This window comes from Nocardia sp. SYP-A9097, from assembly GCF_009649815.1.
GTDB lineage: Bacteria > Actinomycetota > Actinomycetes > Mycobacteriales > Mycobacteriaceae > Nocardia.
The window spans coordinates 39,861-56,660 of sequence record NZ_WJIC01000016.1 but is presented as its reverse complement, the minus strand read 5'-3'; the positions used below and the strand labels follow the sequence as shown (position 1 = coordinate 56,660).

Sequence of the window (16,800 nt, the reverse complement as noted above, 5' to 3'; positions counted from 1 at the left end):
CGCGGGCTAATGTCCCGTCCGGGTAATCGGATGAAGGGAAACGCGTGCTGCGCAGCGGAGAGACGTTCGCGGGATACCTGATCGAACGTGAGCTCGGCCGTGGCGGTATGGGATCGGTGTATCTCGCGCGGCATCCCAGGTTGCCCCGGCTTGTCGCGATCAAATTATTGAGCCCGGAACTGTTCGGCGACAGTGAGGTTCGCGCGCGATTCGAACGCGAAGGCGATGTGGTCGCGCGGCTGGATCACCCGAATATCGTGCCGCTCTTCGATCGTGGTTTCGACGACGACCGGATGTGGATCGCCATGCGGTACATCGACGGTCTGGACGCGTCCCTGCTGGAATCGGCTAATCTGCCACCGCGACAGGCCATTCGGATTATCGGTGAGACCGCGAAAGCCCTCGATTTCGCGCATCGCAAGGGTGTGCTGCACCGGGATGTGAAGCCCGCCAATATTCTTATCGAACGCGTCGACGGTGAAGAGCGAATCTTCCTGGCGGACTTCGGTATCGCGCGCCTGCGCGATGAGAACACCAAACTCACCCAGACCGGTTCCTTCACCGCCACCCTGGCTTATGCCGCCCCCGAACAACTCTCGGGCCAGCCCCTGGATCACCGCTGCGACCAGTACTCCCTGGCCTGCACCCTGTTTCGCCTGCTCACCGGTGCCGTCCCCTTCGACGCTCAGCATCCGATAGCCATCATGCGCGGTCACCTCGACCAGCCGCCACCGCCGGTCAGCTCGCTGCGCCCCGGTCTCCCGCCCGCCCTCGACGCGGTCATGGCCAAAGCCATGGCCAAACATCCCGACGCCCGCTTCGACTCCTGCACGGCCTTCGCCACGGCGGCTCAGCAGGCGTTGGATGGTGTGCCCACGCAGACCTCCGGCCCGCGTCACCCGATGGCAGGTCAGCCCGCGCCCGGCCAGCGCGGCGGGCCGTTCCCCGGTGGCGTCGGTCCAATGCCCGGCGCTGTATCGAACACGCCTTCAACACCATTCGCGACGCAGGGGAAGTCCGGAGCGACGCAAGGGATGTCCGGAGCGCCGCGAGGAAGGGGCGGAGCGACGCAGGGGCAGCCGGCCCAAGGGCAGTCGTATGCCGCGGCGGGCGCACCCGGCTCGATGGCGGCGCGCCCCAATCCCGCTCCGGGAGCGCCCTATTCGCCGCCGAGCAGGGCTGCCGCCGCGTACGCCCAGTCACATCAGTCGACTGGAGTCACGCCACCCGGCTCCCGTCCGCCCACCAAGGCGATGTCCCGTGCGGAGACGAAGGCCCGGCCCGGGAAGCAGGTCTTCCCGGCGCCGCCGAAGAAGAAGTCGCGGACACGCGGATGCCTGCTCTGGCTGCTGGGTATCATCCTGGTGCCGCTGCTGCTGGTGGTCATTGTGCTGGCGGCGATCGACCGGTCGGGTTCGAACGGCACCTCCGATTCGCCCGCGGTGACCACGGTGCCCAGGGCGGTGTATCCGACCACCGAGGAGTACGTGGAGACCACCACCGAGGCTGAGCCGGAGCCCTCGGCAGGGACCGCCAGCGCGACACCGGAGTACACGACCACGCCCGCGCCGCCGGGCCTCCCCTTCGGCCTGCACTGAGTGGCCTCCTACCCAGGGATGATTTAAGGAATCGATGTGGGTACGGGGGCTGGGGGTGATCCCGGATGGCGTGCGTGCGCCGCGCCCGACACACTGGACAGCATGACTTCGAATGTCTCGGATCCTGTCGGGCTCGTTACGGGCGCGGATGCGGTTGCCGCGCGGGCGACCGACCTGGTGAAGATCTATGGTTCGGGCGATACGCAGGTGCGGGCGCTCGACGGTGTGTCGGCGGATTTCGCCAAGGGGGAGTTCACCGCGATCATGGGGCCTTCGGGGTCCGGTAAGTCGACTCTCATGCACTGCCTGGCCGGATTGGACGCCGCGACGGCGGGCACGGTGCATATCGGCGATACCGACCTCACCAAGCTCTCCGACAAGGGCATGACGCAGCTGCGCCGCGACCGCATCGGATTCGTGTTCCAGGCGTTCAATCTGGTGCCGACGCTGACCGCGCTGGAGAATGTCACCCTGCCGCTGGATATCGCGGGGCGTAAGGCCGATGAGGAGTGGCTCTCGACCGTGCTCAAGCGGCTCGGTCTCAACGATCGCCTCACGCACCGGCCCAGTGAGCTCTCCGGTGGTCAGCAGCAGCGGGTGGCGTGTGCCCGGGCGCTCGCGGGCAAGCCGGACATCATCTTCGGTGACGAGCCGACCGGCAATCTGGATTCCCGTTCCTCCGGTGAGGTGCTGTCGATTCTGCGTGCCGCCGTGGACGAGTTCGGTCAGACCGTGGTCATCGTGACCCATGATCCGCGTGCGGCGTCCTATGCCGATCGTGTGGTCTTCCTCGCCGACGGCCGGATCGTCGACGAATTGCGCTCGCCCACCGCAGATTCCGTGCTCGACACGATGAAGTTGCTGGAGACCGTCTGATGTCCGGTAGTCCGATGCGCAAGGTCGTCTTGCGCAATCTCGCCGCGCACAAAGTGCGACTGTTCCTCACGCTGCTGTCAGTTGTACTCGGGACCGCTTTCATCGCGGGGTCTTTCGTCTTCACCGACACCTTGCAGAGCTCATTCGACGATATCTTCGCCAATCAGGCCAAGGGCGTCGATGTCCGGGTGAGCCCGAAAGAAATCCAGTCCCTGGGCATTCCGAACGAAGTGGTCGACAAGATCACCACCATGGACGGCGTGCGCGCGGTCGCCCCCGGTGTCAATGGCCCGGTGGTGCTGCTCCAGGACGGTAAGGCCGTGCAGACCGGTGGCGCACCGACTTTCGGCACCTCGTACCTGCCGCCGGACAAGGCGATCGCCGAACCGGAGAAGTACATCGACGGTGTCCCGCCCGCCCAATCGGGTGAGGTCGCCATCAACAAGGGTGGCGCGGATCGTGCCGGCCTGCATGTCGGCGACACCACCAAGGTGCTCATCCCGTCCAAGGGCAATATCGATGTCAAGATCACCGGCATCTACGACCTGACGGGCAATACCGGTGGCTATATCAACCTGTACTTCGATGCCATGCAGGCCAAACAACTGTTCACCGACGGCGCGCATGTGGCATTCGTGGATATCGCCGACAAACCCGGTGTGAAGGCCGATGATCTGCGTGATCAGATCGCCAAGGCCTACCCGGATTACAAGGTGCAGGACGGCGATCAGGTCCGCGAGGACCTGAAGAAGCAGATCGGTGACGCACTCAAGTTCATCAACTACTTCCTGCTCGCGTTCGGTGCGATCGCACTGATCGTCGGCACCTTCATCATCTACAACACCTTCTCCATGCTTGTCGCGCAACGACTTCGGGAGTTGGCGCTACTTCGCGCGGTCGGCGCCAGCAGCGGCCAGGTCGGCTGGTCGGTGGTCTCGGAGGCCTTCGTCATCGGATTGGTCGGCAGCGCATTGGGATTGGCCGCCGGTGTCGGTCTGGCGTTCGGTCTTTCGGCGCTGCTCAATGCCTTCGATCTCGGACTGCCCACCGGATCCATGGCGGTGCTGCCCCGCACCGTCGCGGTGGCGCTACTGGTGGGCGTCGTGGTGACGGTGGTGAGCGCTTACGCTCCGGCGCGCCGGGCGGCGACCACACCGCCGGTGGAGGCCATGCGCGAAGGAGCCTCCGCATCCTCCGAGACTCCGCACCTGGGTATCGCCGGTTCGGTGATCCTGAGCTTCTTCGGCTTGTTCGGTGTGTACAGCCTCACGAGGTCCATTCGGACGGTGCTCGAATCCCCGCGGCTGCGACCGGCTTTCGGCGCCGTGCTGACCGTCGCCGGTCTGGTGCTCGTCGTGCTCGGTGCTCGGCACACCGGCGGTAATGCCGCTCTCACGGTCGGAATCGGCGCTCTGGCACTGATTCTCGCGGTGCTGTTGCTGGGACCCACGCTGTCTCAGCCGATTGTCGGCGCGCTCGGTATCCTGGTTCGGCCGTTCGGGCCGGTCGGGCGCATGTCCGTCAATAACGCACAGCGCAACCCACGCCGTACCGCCGCAACGGCTTTCGCGCTCACCCTCGGGCTCATGCTGGTGACCGCGATCGGCATGCTCGGCGCGTCCGCCAAGGCCAGTATCGGCGAGGTGGTCGACAAGGGCGTCAAGGCCGACTACATCCTGCAGGGGCCCACGAACAGCCTGATCGGTGTGCCGCTGGCCGCCGGACCCACAGTGCAGAAGGTGCCCGGCGTCCGGGATGTGGTGCAGTTCCACGGCGTCACCTTCAAGGCCGGTGACGATCAGATGCTCGGCACCGTACCCGAGGGTCCGTTGGACAAGGTGCTCAGCTACGACCTGGTGCAGGGCAGCGGCAATCTCGGTGACAACGGCATCATGCTGTCGGAAACCGAAGCGGGCGACCGCAATTGGCATGTCGGGCAGAAGGTCGACATCACCAGCCTGGACAAGAAGAACTACCAGGTCGAGGTGGTGGGCATCTACAAGGACACCCAGATGCTCGGACCGCTGGTGGCACCCATGGCGCTGTACAACCAGGTGATGCCGGTGAGCTTCCGCACCAACTACATCGTGCTCATCGGCGCGCAGCCGGGCGCGGATCTGAAGACCATGCGCACCGATCTCGAAGCGGCCGTTGATCAATGGGCCATCGTGCAGGTGCAGGACCGCGAGGACTTCAAGGGCGCACAGGGCAAGCAGATCAACACCATGCTCGCGATCCTGTACGGATTGCTCGCGCTGGCGGTGGTGATCGCCATCCTCGGCATTGTGAACACCCTGGCCCTGTCGGTGGTGGAGCGTCGCCGGGAGATCGGCATGCTGCGCGCGGTCGGTATGCAGCGGCCGCAGGTACGGCGCACCATCTACCTGGAATCCATGCTCATCGCCATCTTCGGCGCGGTGGTCGGGGTGGTGCTGGGCCTGGTGCTCGGCGCCGGATTCCTGCGCACGCTCAAGGATCTCGGGCTGGCGACCATTTCGGTGCCGTGGGGTCAGATCGTGCTCATGGTGCTGAGCTCCGGTGTGGTCGGTGTACTCGCGGCGCTGTGGCCCGCGGTGCGCGCGGCCCGCACGCCTCCGCTGGCGGCCATCGCGGACGTATAGCGGAACAAGCCGGGGGACGAGGAATCCGGCCGGTCGCCGAGGGGTGACCGGCCGGATTTCGTTATCTCCGAAGATTTCTCAGCGGTTGTACAGAATGACCGTGACCACCACGATGATCAGCACCAGCGCCACCGTGGTCCCGGCGATAATCCAGCCGATCTGGCTCGAATTACGCTCCGGCGCGGTGTAAACCGGCTGCTGCTTGGACTGCGGCGCGTAATTCGGCTGCGGCACCGGCTGTTTCGGGAACGCCGCACCCGAGGCCGGATTCTGATACGCGGGCGTCGGCGCGACGACCGGATTCTGATACACCGGTGCGGGACGCTGATACCCCTGCCCCGAATTCGGATACTGCGGATTCGGGGCGCCCACCGGATTCTGATACGGCGGAACAGGATTCGACCCCGACATGGGGCGCTGCTGCACCGGCGCGGGAATCACCGGTTGCGGTCGTGCGGGAGTCGGGGGCCGGGGCGCGGCGACAATCGGCTGCGGCCGCACCGGTGTCGGCGGTCGCGGCGGCACCGGCCGGGCGAGCAGGGCCTGATCCACCGCGGCGGAGAACTCCACACACGAGCGGAAACGATCCTGCGGCCGCTTGGACAGTGCCCGGGTGAGCACACCGTCGATGGCACGCGGCAGCTCCGGTCGCAGCGGACTCGCGGGCGGCGGCGGCTGCTGCAGATGCCCGCGAATCACCGCCGCCGGGCTGGTGCCCTCGAATGGCACCACGCCGGTGAGCAATTGGAACAGCGTGCACGCCAGCGCGTACTGATCCGAACGCCCGTCGATGGTGGCCCCGGTCAATTGTTCGGGGGAGGCGTAGGCCAGGGTCGCGGTGACCGTGCCGGTCTGGGTGAGGTGACCGGTGTCGTCCCGCAGCCGGGCGATACCGAAGTCGGTGAGATACACCCGTTCTCCCGCCGCACCGCCCGAGGAGCGCGCCAGCAGAATATTCGCCGGCTTCACATCCCGGTGCAGGACATTGCGGCCGTGCGCGTAATCCAGGGCCTTGGCGGTTTCGGCGATGATCTGCGCGGCCCGCAGCGGCGGCAGCGAAGCCGCCTTGACGGCGGAGGCGTTCACACCGTCGATGTACTGCATGGAGATCCACAGCTGTTCACCCTCGGTGCCGCGGTCGTAGACCGTGACGATATTCGGATGGTCCAGCTGTGCGACCAGGTCGGCCTCCCGAATGAACCGGGCACGAATCTCGTCGTCGGTGAACATTTCCTGATTGAGCAGCTTCAACGCGGTCTTGCGCGGCAGCCGGGGATGCCGGGCCAGGTACACCGACCCCATACCACCGCGGCCGAGTTCGCGTTCTATGACATAACCGGCGAACACATCACCAGAGCGCAAAGTCGAGCCCCCGTTTCCACGAGACAGATCAAGCTGGCAGCCTACTCTGTCTAATTTGCCCTCTGTCTAATTTGCCCTGCGCTTCGCTGCGGGCGGGTTCGCGGGCAGGCGTAGGGAGGTGGATGCCGTGGGAGTCCGGAACCTTCCCTCCCTCCGCTCCTCCGCTTCGCTCCCCCGCTCCACTCAGTCCAGAACCCGGACGGGCCGCGAACCTTTGGGGTGTTGGCTTGGGAGGGGGGCTATTGGCCGTTGGCGTGCATGTTGGCCCAGCGCTGCACGTCTCCGCGGTCCAGGGCGACTGCGAGGAGATCCGGGAAACGATCCGGTGTGCAGGCGAAAGCGGGTACGCCGAGGGCGGCCAGTGCGGCGGCGTTATCGCGGTCGTAGGCGGGGGCGCCCTCGTCCGAGAGGGCCAGCAGGACTACGACCTGGACGCCGGACTCCTTCATGCTGCGAATTCTGCGAAGCATCTCCGCACGTACACCGCCCTCGTAGAGGTCGGAGATGAGCACGAAGAGGGAGTCGGCGGGGCGGGTGATGAGCGATTGCGAATAGGCAATGGCGCGATTGATATCCGTGCCGCCGCCCAGTTGGGTGCCGAACAGGACATCGACCGGATCGGCGAGCTTCTCGGTCAGATCGACCACCGCGGTATCGAAGACCACCAGGGAGGTCTTCAGCGAGCGCATGGAGGCCAGTACGGCCCCGAACACGGACGCGTACACCACACTCGACGCCATGGACCCGGATTGATCGATGGCCAGCACCACATCCCGGCGGACGGCCTGGGCTTTACGCCCGTATCCGACAAGCCTTTCCGGCACCACCGTGCGCTGCTCCGGCAGATAGTTCGCCAGATTCTTGCGAATGGTGCGGTCCCAGTCGATATCGCGCAGCTTCGGCCGCGACACCCGCGCCGCGCGATTCAAAGCACCGCCCACGGCCGCGATGGTCTGCGCCGCCAGCCTGCGCTCGATCTCCCGAACGACCTTCTCCACCACCATGCGAGCGGTCGCCTTGGTGGTCTCCGGCATTACCCGATTCAGGCTCAGCAGCGTCCCGACCAGATGTACATCCGGCTCCACGGCCTCCAAAAGCTCGGGCTCCAACAGTAATTCGGTCAGATTCAGCCGATCCACCGCATCCCGCTGCATGACCTCCACGACAGTGGACGGGAAATACCGCCGAATATCCCCGAGCCACCGCGCCACCTGCGGCGCGGACCCGCCCAGCCCACCGGACCGCCGCCCACTCGCGCCATTACGCGCATCCGCGTCGTACAGCGCCCCCATAGCCCGGTCCATGGCCACATCCTCGGCCGCCCCGAGCCCACCCAACCCGGCCTCGGCCGCGCCCCCTAGCACCAACCGCCAACGCCGCGACTGCCCTTCATCGGTATACATCGGTTCGGTCATCCTGCTACTCCGAGGATTTCGGCGGCGGCGCGAAGCGCGAGTTCGCCGCGGGCGGTGTCGTAGTCGGCACCGGTCTGGGTGGTGGTGGTCGGTGCGCCATTGCGTACGGACTGTGCGATGGCTTGGCGCTCACCGGATTCGAAGGCCCCGAAGGTGCGGCGTAGTAGGGGGAGGGTGGCCACGAATTGGTCTTCGTCGAGGCCGCATAGCCAGGCGTCTATGAGGCTCAATAGGTTTCGGTCGTGGACCAGGAGTAGGCCGCGACCACCGAGGAAGCCGTCGATCCAGGCGGCTTTGTCGGCGGCGCTGTGGCCCACCGAGAGTGCCGCCGACAGTCGGCGGGCGGATTCGGCGGCGTCGATGATCTCGGCATCACAGAGCAGGCGCACGGCCCGGCCCACCAGGGTGCCGTTGATATCCGCGCGATCGGCCAGCGTTTGTAGCGTGGCGAGCCAGGTGGCGGTCGCCCATTCGCTCTCGCGAGCCGAAAGTGCCAGGTGCACAGCGTCTATCAAGGTGCGTAGTTCCGCCGCGCCATCGCCGTCCAATCCGGTGACCGCGCCGGGCAGGCCCGCACAGGCGCGCAGCAGCAGACCGTCGGCCACCCTGGTCAGCGCAGCGCTGTCGGTGCCGCGCACATCGCCGTAACGCAGCGTGCGCAGCAGACCCGGCAGGGCCGCCATCAGGTTCGTGACGTCGTAATCAAGCGCCGCAACCGATTCCAGGCGGGCGATGAGCCCATCGGTCGCGCCGCTCAGATCGGCCAATAGCGCCGATTCCAGCGCGGCGGACACCTGGCCGACGGTGGCCTCCGGATTGGCCGCCGTATCAAGGATTTTCGCCTCCGCGGCGGTGCGGAGGGTGGTGCCCCAGCGCGCCGCTTCGATAATCGCGATGGACAGCTCCGGCCGCCACCGCAGTGTCCAGGTCTCCCGGAAGGTGCCGGTATTGCGCACCTGACTGTCGGTGAGCTGACCCCAGCCGATGCCGAGCAGCCGGAGCCGGTGCAGCAGACGGGATTTCGCGATGCCGCGCTCATTGCGCAGGTCCAGATCAACAATGCTCTCCAGCGCCTGCTGCTTCATCCGCAGCGTTCTGATCTGCGCGCGCAGATCGGCTTCCAGGGGCACGGTGGGCGTGCCCTCCGGCACCGCACCGAGTGCCTCGCCGACCACCATTTCGGAGCTGACCAACCGCAGCATGGTCTCGTCGCCATCGCACAGCACCGCGCGGGTCGCCTCGGTGACCTCGGACAGCCCGGCGAGGGGCCGCTCCCGCAGCGTCGCGAGAGTCTCTGCGAGCCTTACCGATTCGATAATGTGCGCGCTCGACACCGGCAGATCATGCCTGCGCAGCATGCCCGCGACCTTGGTGAGCCAGCGCACGATGGGCTGCTCGGTCTGGGTGAACAGGTGGTGATACCAGCCGGGCGAGGTAATTCCCGCCCCGTACCCGGAGGACGACGCCAGCCGCGAATGCGTCCACGGCACCCAGGTCAGCGTGGTCTTGCCCTTCGGCAGGCCCTTCAGGACGCGGGCATCGGCGGCGGCCGGTCCGAGCCTGCCCGACAGTGCCGGGCCGTGCCAGGCACCGCAGACGATGGCCAGTCGTTGTGCACCGTCCTTCAACGTCTTTCGCATGATCTGCCGCATATGCGCTTCCCGGCGCAGCGTGTGCTCATCGATTACCGCGGTCTCCCGCAACGCGGTCATGGCCTCGTTCACGGCATCGAAAATGTCCGCGTCCGAGGAGGATTCGACTATCGCGTCCCACCAGCGCTCGGCATCGTCGTAACCGCCGGCCTCGGCGAGATCGGCGAGTGGATCGGACCGATCACCCGGCTCGTCCGTCAGCGCCAGTGTCATAGCGGCGGGCAGATCGAAAAACCTCACGCGCACAGTGTTTTCCGCGCCGAATCGCATGGCCTGCCACTCCGGTGAGAACACCGCGAACGGCCACAGTGCGGCCTTGGACGGTTCATCCGGGTGGTAGCCGAGCAGCGCCACCGGCGGTTCCATGCCCTCGGCGGCGACGAACCCGAGCAGTGGATCGGCATCGGCCGGGCCTTCGATGAGAATGGCGTCCGGCGAGAACTTTTCGAGTGCCAGGCGCAGTGAACGCGCCGAACCCGGACCGTGATGGCGGATACCGAAGATCCGGGTCTCCGCCGTCACGGCGGTGGTGACAGTGTTCGTGAACTCACCGCTCATCAGCTCACCTCACGGCAGGCCCGGTAGAAGTCCGCCCAGTCGGCGCGCTGTCGCACCACGGCCTCCAGATATTCGGTCCACACCACCGAATCCGCGACCGGATCCTTGATGACCGCGCCCAGCACCGCGCCGGCGATATCGGCCGGGCGCAGTACGCCGTCACCGAAGTGCGCCGCGAGGGCCAGTCCATTGGTGATCACCGAGATCGCCTCGGCGGTTGAGAGCGTGCCGGACGGCGACTTCAGCTTGGTGCGTCCGTCCTCGGTCATACCGGAGCGCAGTTCCCGGAAGACCCGCACCACGCGCCGCACTTCCTCGGCGGCGGCGGGCACGGCGGGCAATTCCAGTGCGGCACCGAGCTGTTCGACGCGGCGGCTGACAATCGCCACCTCCTCGTCCTCCCCGGCGGGCAGCGGCAGCACCACGGTATTGAAGCGGCGGCGCAGCGCGGAGGAGAGTTCGTTCACGCCGCGATCGCGATCATTGGCGGTGGCGATCAGATTGAAACCCTTGGCCGCCTGTACTTCCGTGCCCAGCTCCGGCACCGGCAGCGTCTTCTCCGAAAGCACGGTGATGAGCGCGTCCTGCACATCCGAGGGGATACGGGTGAGCTCTTCCAGGCGGGCGATCGACCCGGCACGCATGGCGGTCATGATCGGTGAGGGCACCAGTGCGGCATCGCTCGGACCCTCCGCCAGCAGCCTGGCGTAATTCCAGCCGTACCGAATGGCCTCCTCCGGGGTGCCGGAGGTGCCCTGCACCAGCAGGGTCGATCGACCGGAGACGGCGGCCGCGAGATGTTCGGACACCCAGGTTTTCGCGGTGCCGGGCACGCCGATGAGCAGTAGTGCCCGATCGGTGGCGAGGGTGGCGACCGCGACCTCCATGAGACGGCGCGGGCCCACATATTTGGGACTGATCACCGTGCCGTCGGAGAGCGTGCCGCCCAGCAGATAGGTGACCACCGCCCACGGCGAGAGTCGCCAGGACGGCGGGCGGGGACGGTCATCGGCGGCCGCGAGTGCGGTGAGTTCCTCGGCGAAGGCTTGTTCGGCATGCGGACGCAGCAGGGCGTCCTGCTCCTGAATCGTGGTCACTTCAGCTCCTCGAGCATTGCTCTGCGTTGAATGAGGTCATGGGCGAGTTGGTCGAAAGCCTGCTCCCAGTACGGATCTCCGCATTTGCGGGCGATACCGGTCACCAGGTCGGCGGCGGTCACCGGGAAATGCGCGGAGGCCGCGCGGAACAGGGTGCGGTAGGAGCCCGGCACCAGACTGGGCGCACCCGGGCGGTCGGCGCTGAGTTGCGCGCGTTCGAGTAGGAGGCGCAGCACGTGTTCGGCCATCGGGCCGGGCCACGGCTGCGATATGGCGCGCAAGAGTGATTCGATCTCGGCGAGCCAACTGCTGTCCAGGCGGCGCAGATGCCGGATCTGATCGTCCAGGGGTTGCAGGGCGAAGAGTTCGCGCAGCTTCTCACTATCGGATTCGCCCGCCTCCTGGGCGGCGTAGGCGGCGAACAGTGCCTGCGCCCAGGTCGAATCCTGTTGCGCCAGTGCGGCATCGGTCCAGCCGGCGAACATGGGGCCGCGCATGGTCTCGGTCATGGCGGTGCGTACCGCCTGCTCGGGCGGACCGAGCACCCGCTCCCAATGCCGCAGCGGGGTGGCCGCGACCACCCGGTGCAGCCATTCGGCGGACAGATCGGGTGCGCCGTCGGCGCGATAGGCGGTGTAGCCGAAGGAATCTCCGACGCCATCGCGGCGGGCGGCATCGTCCAGGACGCCCGGGCCGGTGGTGGTCAACTCCGGTCGGCGCAGCCGCTTTCCGAAGGTGAGCCAGGCGGCGGCGCGTTCGGTCATGCGCTGCGCGAAATGCGAATCCGGCAGTCGGCCGAGCAGATCGGCGGCCATCCGCCGCACCTCGGCGCGGCGATCATCGAGCGCGGTCTCCAGCAGCGCCTCGTCCATCAGCGAGAGCCCGTCACCGAAAACCGCCAGCAGCTCCGCCTTCCCCGGCCCGGATTCGGTGCCCCAGGTGCCGGCCAGAGCATCGCGCGCGGCAATCGGATCACGATGCCGCAACTGCGCCAGCCACATTCGCCGTTCGGCGGCCCGGCCGTGCGACCACACCGATTCATCTGCCACATCCGCCCGCACCAGCGTGCGCCACCCCGGATGCTGCCCCGCCAGCCAGCGCCCCCGCGCCCCCGCCAACCGCAACAGCGGTTCCCGATGCTGCGCAAGCGCTTTCGCCCGCTCCAGCAACACACTGCACAGCGCGTCCGGAGCCCGAAAATCCCGTGCGTCGGCCGCAGCCAGCCACTCATCCAAGAATGGTGAATTATCGGCCAGCAGCTCCGCCAGCCGTGCCGCGGCGCCCTGAGGCAACCGGAACCGCTCATCATCATCCGCGATGGCAGGCAGCTCCACCCCACCGGTCGCCACCCCACCACGCGCGAAACAGTCTTGGAGCGAAGCGGATTCGAGCAACTCAGCGGCCGGATCACCCATGAGACGGGCGGTCGGGTCCGAGGTCGGGTCGTCGATGAAGCCGTCGATCGGGTCGGTGGCTGGGTTGCCGGCGAGGCCTTCGGCCAAGTCGCTGGTTGGGGCGCTGGCGAGGCCGTTGGTTTGGTTGCAGGCGAGGCCGTCGGTCGAATAGGGAGTCGGGTCGGCGGCGAGGCGGTCGGTCGAGTCCGGGGTGGGGTTGCCAGCCAGGCGGGTGGCCAGCGCCGCGACCGGTGCGGCCAGCGCATTCAGCCCGACTGTCCGGCGCGCCGTGCCGAGGAGTGCGGTGGACACCAATTCGGTGCTCCCGGAATCGGATCCGGACGAGCCGCTGGGGACGCCGTATGAAGTCCCCTCCGCTACACCGATATCCACCACCACCCCGTCGAAGAGCGCGGCGACCGGTACGAGCCCATCGGCGGTCCACTCACCGACCACGGTCAGCGGATACCCGCCCGACAGCCCCAACAGTCGCCAGGGTTCACCGTTGTCGACCGCGACCGCGACCGGCAGCGCCGTGCCATCGGATTCGACTACATGCCAACCGCTTTCGTCGCGGACCGGCACGACTTCGCTCAACACCATCGGCCAGGACCGGATGAACGGGTCGGCTCCCACCGCCCGCGCATGATCGGTGAGCGCGGCGACGATTCCCCATGGGCGTTCGGCAGCGCGGGGCAGGGTGGTGAAGGGGTCGGGAAGGGCGTGGCGGGTGCCCCAGAGGGCGCGGAGCCGGTTCGCGCCGGGGTAGTAGTGGATATCGGCGTCGATCAGGAAGCCCGGGGCGGGGGTGTCCTGCGGGAAGCCGGGGCTGCCGAAGTGGTGGTCGACGATCAGCGCCCACCGGCCGGTGTTCCTGCCCAGCAACCAGATTCGGCGGGTGTGGAGGTTGTCCTCGACCGTGGTGCGGGCACCTACGACCATCCAGGCATCGCGGACGGGAGTCTCGGCGCGGACCGATTCCACCGGGTTCGGGTAGCCGATATGGGTGCGGACGCTGGCTTGCAGGGCGGGGGAGAGATCGTCCAGGCGCTGGTGCGCGGTGGCCAGCAGATGCAGGCGGGCGAATTCGCGCAGCAGGAGCTGCGGCCAGTCGGAACGGGTTGCGGCACGGGGCAATTGGCGCAGCGTGGTGGCGATACCGGGCGCCTGGGCGTCGACCATGCGGGAGGCCACGGTTTCGAAGGCGGTGATCGAGCGGTCCGCCGAAGCCAACCCGGTGCGGATCTGATCGGTGAGCCACATATCCAGATCGGCGAGCCCGGCGGTGACACGGGCGCGACGCTGATCGGTGGTCCCCGATTTGGCCTTGCGCGGCGAATCGGATTCGGGCTCGGCCTTTTTCGCTTCGCGGGCGGCGCGACCGGCCAGCCATTCGCCCGCGAAATCGGCAATGCTGCCGGTAGCTGGAATATCGCCCTCGGACCAGACCAGCAGCAGTGAAAGCGCGTGTTTGCACGGGAACTTGCGGCTCGGGCAGGAGCATTTGTACGCGGGCCCGGCGGTGTCGACGATCGTCTGATACGGGCGGCTACCGCTGCCCTGGCACAGGCCCCAGATCGCGGCGCCGTGCCGTCCGCTGCCGCTCCACTTGCCGCGCAGCTTGCGTGCGGCGGTGAGTGACGCGGCATCCGGAGCCAGCGCCGCGATCTGATCGGCGGTCCAGGCGGTGGTCATCGTGCCCCCTTCCTTCGTTCACCGCATGTCTATCGCAGGGCACCGACAAGTGCGCGGCAGTGGGAATTGCCGATATTTTGCTGCGTGCGAAGGAAAAGACGGTGATTCGCGATGTGAAAAGCGCTGTGCAATAAGCGAATTCGGCGAAACCGGAACCACGCCGGTCGAAGCGGACGACACACCGGTAGGGTGCCCGGTATGTCCCGCGTCGCGATCGAATACTGCACTCAGTGCCGGTGGCTGCTGCGTGCGAGCTGGATGGCTCAGGAATTGCTGACCACCTTCGAGGCCGAACTGTCCGAGGTGGCGCTGGTGCCCGGCGAGGGTGGGGTCTTCCGCATCGCCGTGGATGGCGAGCAGATCTGGGATCGCAAGGCGGACGGCGGTTTTCCCGATATCGCCATCCTCAAGCAGCGAGTGCGGGATCGGGTGGCACCGGGGCGCTCGCTCGGGCATGTGGATAAGAAGGACGCCGGCTGAGGATGTGGATCCCGGCCGAAAGCATGCCGGGATGACGGGGAGGCCGGGGCTGGGTCAGCAGCAGCCTCCGCCACCGCAGCAGCCGCCGCCCGAGGGCATCGAGGGCATCTGGGATGCGGCGGCGGGGATGGCTCCGCCGCGGCTGACCGTTCCGAAGGTGGTCAGTAGTTTGACGGTGTCCGAATGCCCCTGCGGGCAGTCGGCGGGGTCGGACGCCTCCGCCATGGGACGGGACATTTCGAAGCTGTCGCCGCAGCTGCGGCATCGGTACGCATAACTCGGCACCTGCCCAGCGTAGGCGAGGCCCGGCGTATCGGTGGCGGGACCGGCCACTCGATGAGGCGCTGGGACCGAGACCAATGGCGTGGGGCCGGACGTGTACCCGCGCGGCCGAGGCACTGGCGGGCGGCACGCGGGTCACGATCGACCTGCCGTTTCCGATGCACTCGGTACTCTCGATTTACGGAGTACGAGGAGGTGGGCTGTGAGCACTCGAGTCTTCGAGACACTGCCGGACGAGGATATCGATCCGGTCGTAAGGACCGAATACGGCCAGGTCCGGGGTCGGCACGAGGGAACCACCGCCGTATGGCGCGGAATTCCGTACGCCGCGAGTGCCGGCGGACCCAATCGTTTCCGGCCGCCGCAACCCCCGCATCGCTGGGATGGGGTGCGTGATTGCCTGACCTTCGGGGAGATCGCGCCGCAGAGCGCGGGCTTCGTCCCGGTGGATTCCGGGCTGCGCATGGGGGAGGACTGCCTCTGGCTCAATGTGTGGGCTCCGGCCGCCGCCACCGATGAACCACTGCCGGTCATGGTGTGGTTGCACGGCGGCGCGTACTGCCTGGGTACCGCCGCACAGGCCATCTATGACGGGCGCAGGCTGGCCGAGACCGGCGGGCTCATCGTGGTCACGGTGAATTACCGGCTCGGCGCGCTCGGCTTCCTCGATCTGTCCTCGCTCGGCGCGGACTTCGTGCCGAATCTGGGCCTGCACGATCAGATCTTCGCCCTGGAATGGGTGCGCGACAATATCGTGGCCTTCGGCGGCGATCCGGGCAATGTCACCGTCTTCGGTGAATCCTCCGGCGCGGGCTGCGTGACCGCACTGCTCACCTCACCGCGCTCGGCCGGGCTGTTCCATCGCGCCATTGCCGAATCACCGCCCGCCACCACGGTTTTCGGGCCGGAGCGGACGGCGGGAGTGGCGCGGCGCTACCTGGAACTGCTGGAGTTGTCGGAGGCCCGCGCGGGTGAACTCCTGGAACTGCCGATCGAGCGGCTCGTGGCCGCCGCGGGCACGCTCTTCGACGAAGTGCCCACCAAGGAGCCGGGCCGCCTGGCCGCGGTACCGGTGGTGGACGGTGATCTGCTGCCCGCCTATCCGACCGAACGCTTCCGTGAGGGCCGCTCGCACCGGGTGCCGTTGATCATCGGCACCAATCGGGATGAGGCGTCCATGTTCCGGCTGTTCCGTTCGCCGATCATGCCGGTCACGCCCGAGGCGGTGAATGCCATGCTGTTGGGTGTGGCCGCCGAACATCCGGGACTGTCGGCGGAGCGGATCGCCGAAATCGCCTCGGCCTATACGGTTTCCACGTCGCGCGGTGCGCTCGGGCTCTCGACCGATGCCGCGTTCCGGATGCCCGCGCACTGGGTGGCGGAGGCGCATTCGACGCATTCGCCGACCTGGATGTACCGCTTCGACCATGCCACGCCCATGCTCAAGGCGGCCCGGGTCGGCGCGGGACATGCCACCGAATTGCCCTATGTCTTCGGCAATTTCGGCTCCTTCGAACACGATCCGACCTTCTGGCTCGGCGGACGCAAAGTGGCACAGGAGGTTTCGGGCCGCATCATGCGCCGCTGGACCGCCTTCGCCGCGCACGGCGTCCCCGCCGCCATCGACGGCTCCAAACACTGGCCGCCATACAACATCGCCGAGCGCAAAACCCTGGTGATCGACGCCGCCGACAGGATCGTGGAAGACCTTGACGGCGACCGCAATTCGGTCTGGGGCGACCAGGTCGTCGGCTTCTACTGACCGCCCGA

At 67.2% G+C, this 16,800-nt stretch carries 11 protein-coding genes; 5 read left to right on the top strand and 6 right to left on the bottom strand.

Going from position 1 to position 16,800, the window contains the following annotated elements:
• Positions 1-44 precede the first annotated feature (44 nt).
• The 3 genes from GFY24_RS27365 to GFY24_RS27355 all read left to right on the top strand — a co-directional run bounded on the left by GFY24_RS27365 (position 45) and on the right by GFY24_RS27355 (position 5,095).
• Positions 45-1,598: a protein kinase gene (locus tag GFY24_RS27365; RefSeq protein ID WP_309231402.1), complete on the top strand. Its 1,554-nt coding sequence runs from the start codon at positions 45-47 to the stop codon at positions 1,596-1,598.
• Between the two features lie 102 nt (positions 1,599-1,700).
• Positions 1,701-2,474, top strand: coding sequence for an ABC transporter ATP-binding protein (locus tag GFY24_RS27360; protein ID WP_153807977.1), 774 nt, complete (start codon positions 1,701-1,703; stop codon positions 2,472-2,474).
• Positions 2,474-5,095, top strand: coding sequence for an ABC transporter permease (locus tag GFY24_RS27355; RefSeq protein WP_153807976.1), 2,622 nt, complete (start codon positions 2,474-2,476; stop codon positions 5,093-5,095). The genes GFY24_RS27360 and GFY24_RS27355 overlap by 1 nt, the downstream gene beginning before the upstream one ends.
• A gap of 78 nt (positions 5,096-5,173) precedes the next feature.
• Here the strand turns inward: GFY24_RS27355 and GFY24_RS27350 are convergent, their stop codons facing one another.
• The 5 genes from GFY24_RS27350 to GFY24_RS27330 form a co-directional block, all read right to left on the bottom strand.
• Positions 5,174-6,457 carry a serine/threonine-protein kinase gene (locus GFY24_RS27350; protein WP_228566700.1) on the bottom strand — a complete coding sequence of 428 codons (1,284 nt, stop codon included), beginning with the start codon at positions 6,455-6,457 and terminating at the stop codon, positions 5,174-5,176.
• Positions 6,458-6,696: 239 nt separating this feature from the next.
• Entirely contained in the window at positions 6,697-7,872 is a 1,176-nt protein-coding gene (locus GFY24_RS27345) for a VWA domain-containing protein (protein WP_375336108.1), read from the bottom strand.
• Positions 7,869-10,082 carry a DUF5682 family protein gene (locus tag GFY24_RS27340; protein ID WP_153807975.1) on the bottom strand — a complete coding sequence of 738 codons (2,214 nt, stop codon included), beginning with the start codon at positions 10,080-10,082 and terminating at the stop codon, positions 7,869-7,871. The genes GFY24_RS27345 and GFY24_RS27340 overlap by 4 nt, the downstream gene beginning before the upstream one ends.
• Positions 10,082-11,179 carry an AAA family ATPase gene (locus GFY24_RS27335; RefSeq protein WP_309231401.1) on the bottom strand — a complete coding sequence of 366 codons (1,098 nt, stop codon included), beginning with the start codon at positions 11,177-11,179 and terminating at the stop codon, positions 10,082-10,084. The genes GFY24_RS27340 and GFY24_RS27335 overlap by 1 nt, the downstream gene beginning before the upstream one ends.
• Positions 11,176-14,268 carry a DUF5691 domain-containing protein gene (locus GFY24_RS27330; protein WP_153807974.1) on the bottom strand — a complete coding sequence of 1,031 codons (3,093 nt, stop codon included), beginning with the start codon at positions 14,266-14,268 and terminating at the stop codon, positions 11,176-11,178. Before GFY24_RS27330 ends, GFY24_RS27335 begins: the two co-directional genes overlap by 4 nt.
• A 198-nt stretch (positions 14,269-14,466) precedes the next feature.
• On the opposite strand from GFY24_RS27330, the gene GFY24_RS27325 reads away from it, so the two are divergent.
• Positions 14,467-14,748, top strand: coding sequence for a SelT/SelW/SelH family protein (locus GFY24_RS27325; protein ID WP_153807973.1), 282 nt, complete (start codon positions 14,467-14,469; stop codon positions 14,746-14,748).
• A 54-nt stretch (positions 14,749-14,802) separates the two neighbouring features.
• On the opposite strand, the gene GFY24_RS43070 is transcribed toward GFY24_RS27325, so the two are convergent.
• The gene (locus tag GFY24_RS43070; RefSeq protein WP_194853044.1) at positions 14,803-14,985 is read right to left on the bottom strand and encodes a zinc ribbon domain-containing protein; all 183 of its coding nucleotides are present in this window, start codon (positions 14,983-14,985) and stop codon (positions 14,803-14,805) included.
• A 247-nt stretch (positions 14,986-15,232) separates the two neighbouring features.
• On the opposite strand from GFY24_RS43070, the gene GFY24_RS27315 reads away from it, so the two are divergent.
• The gene (locus tag GFY24_RS27315) at positions 15,233-16,792 is read left to right on the top strand and encodes a carboxylesterase/lipase family protein (RefSeq protein WP_309231400.1); all 1,560 of its coding nucleotides are present in this window, start codon (positions 15,233-15,235) and stop codon (positions 16,790-16,792) included.
• Positions 16,793-16,800: the final 8 nt, after the last annotated feature.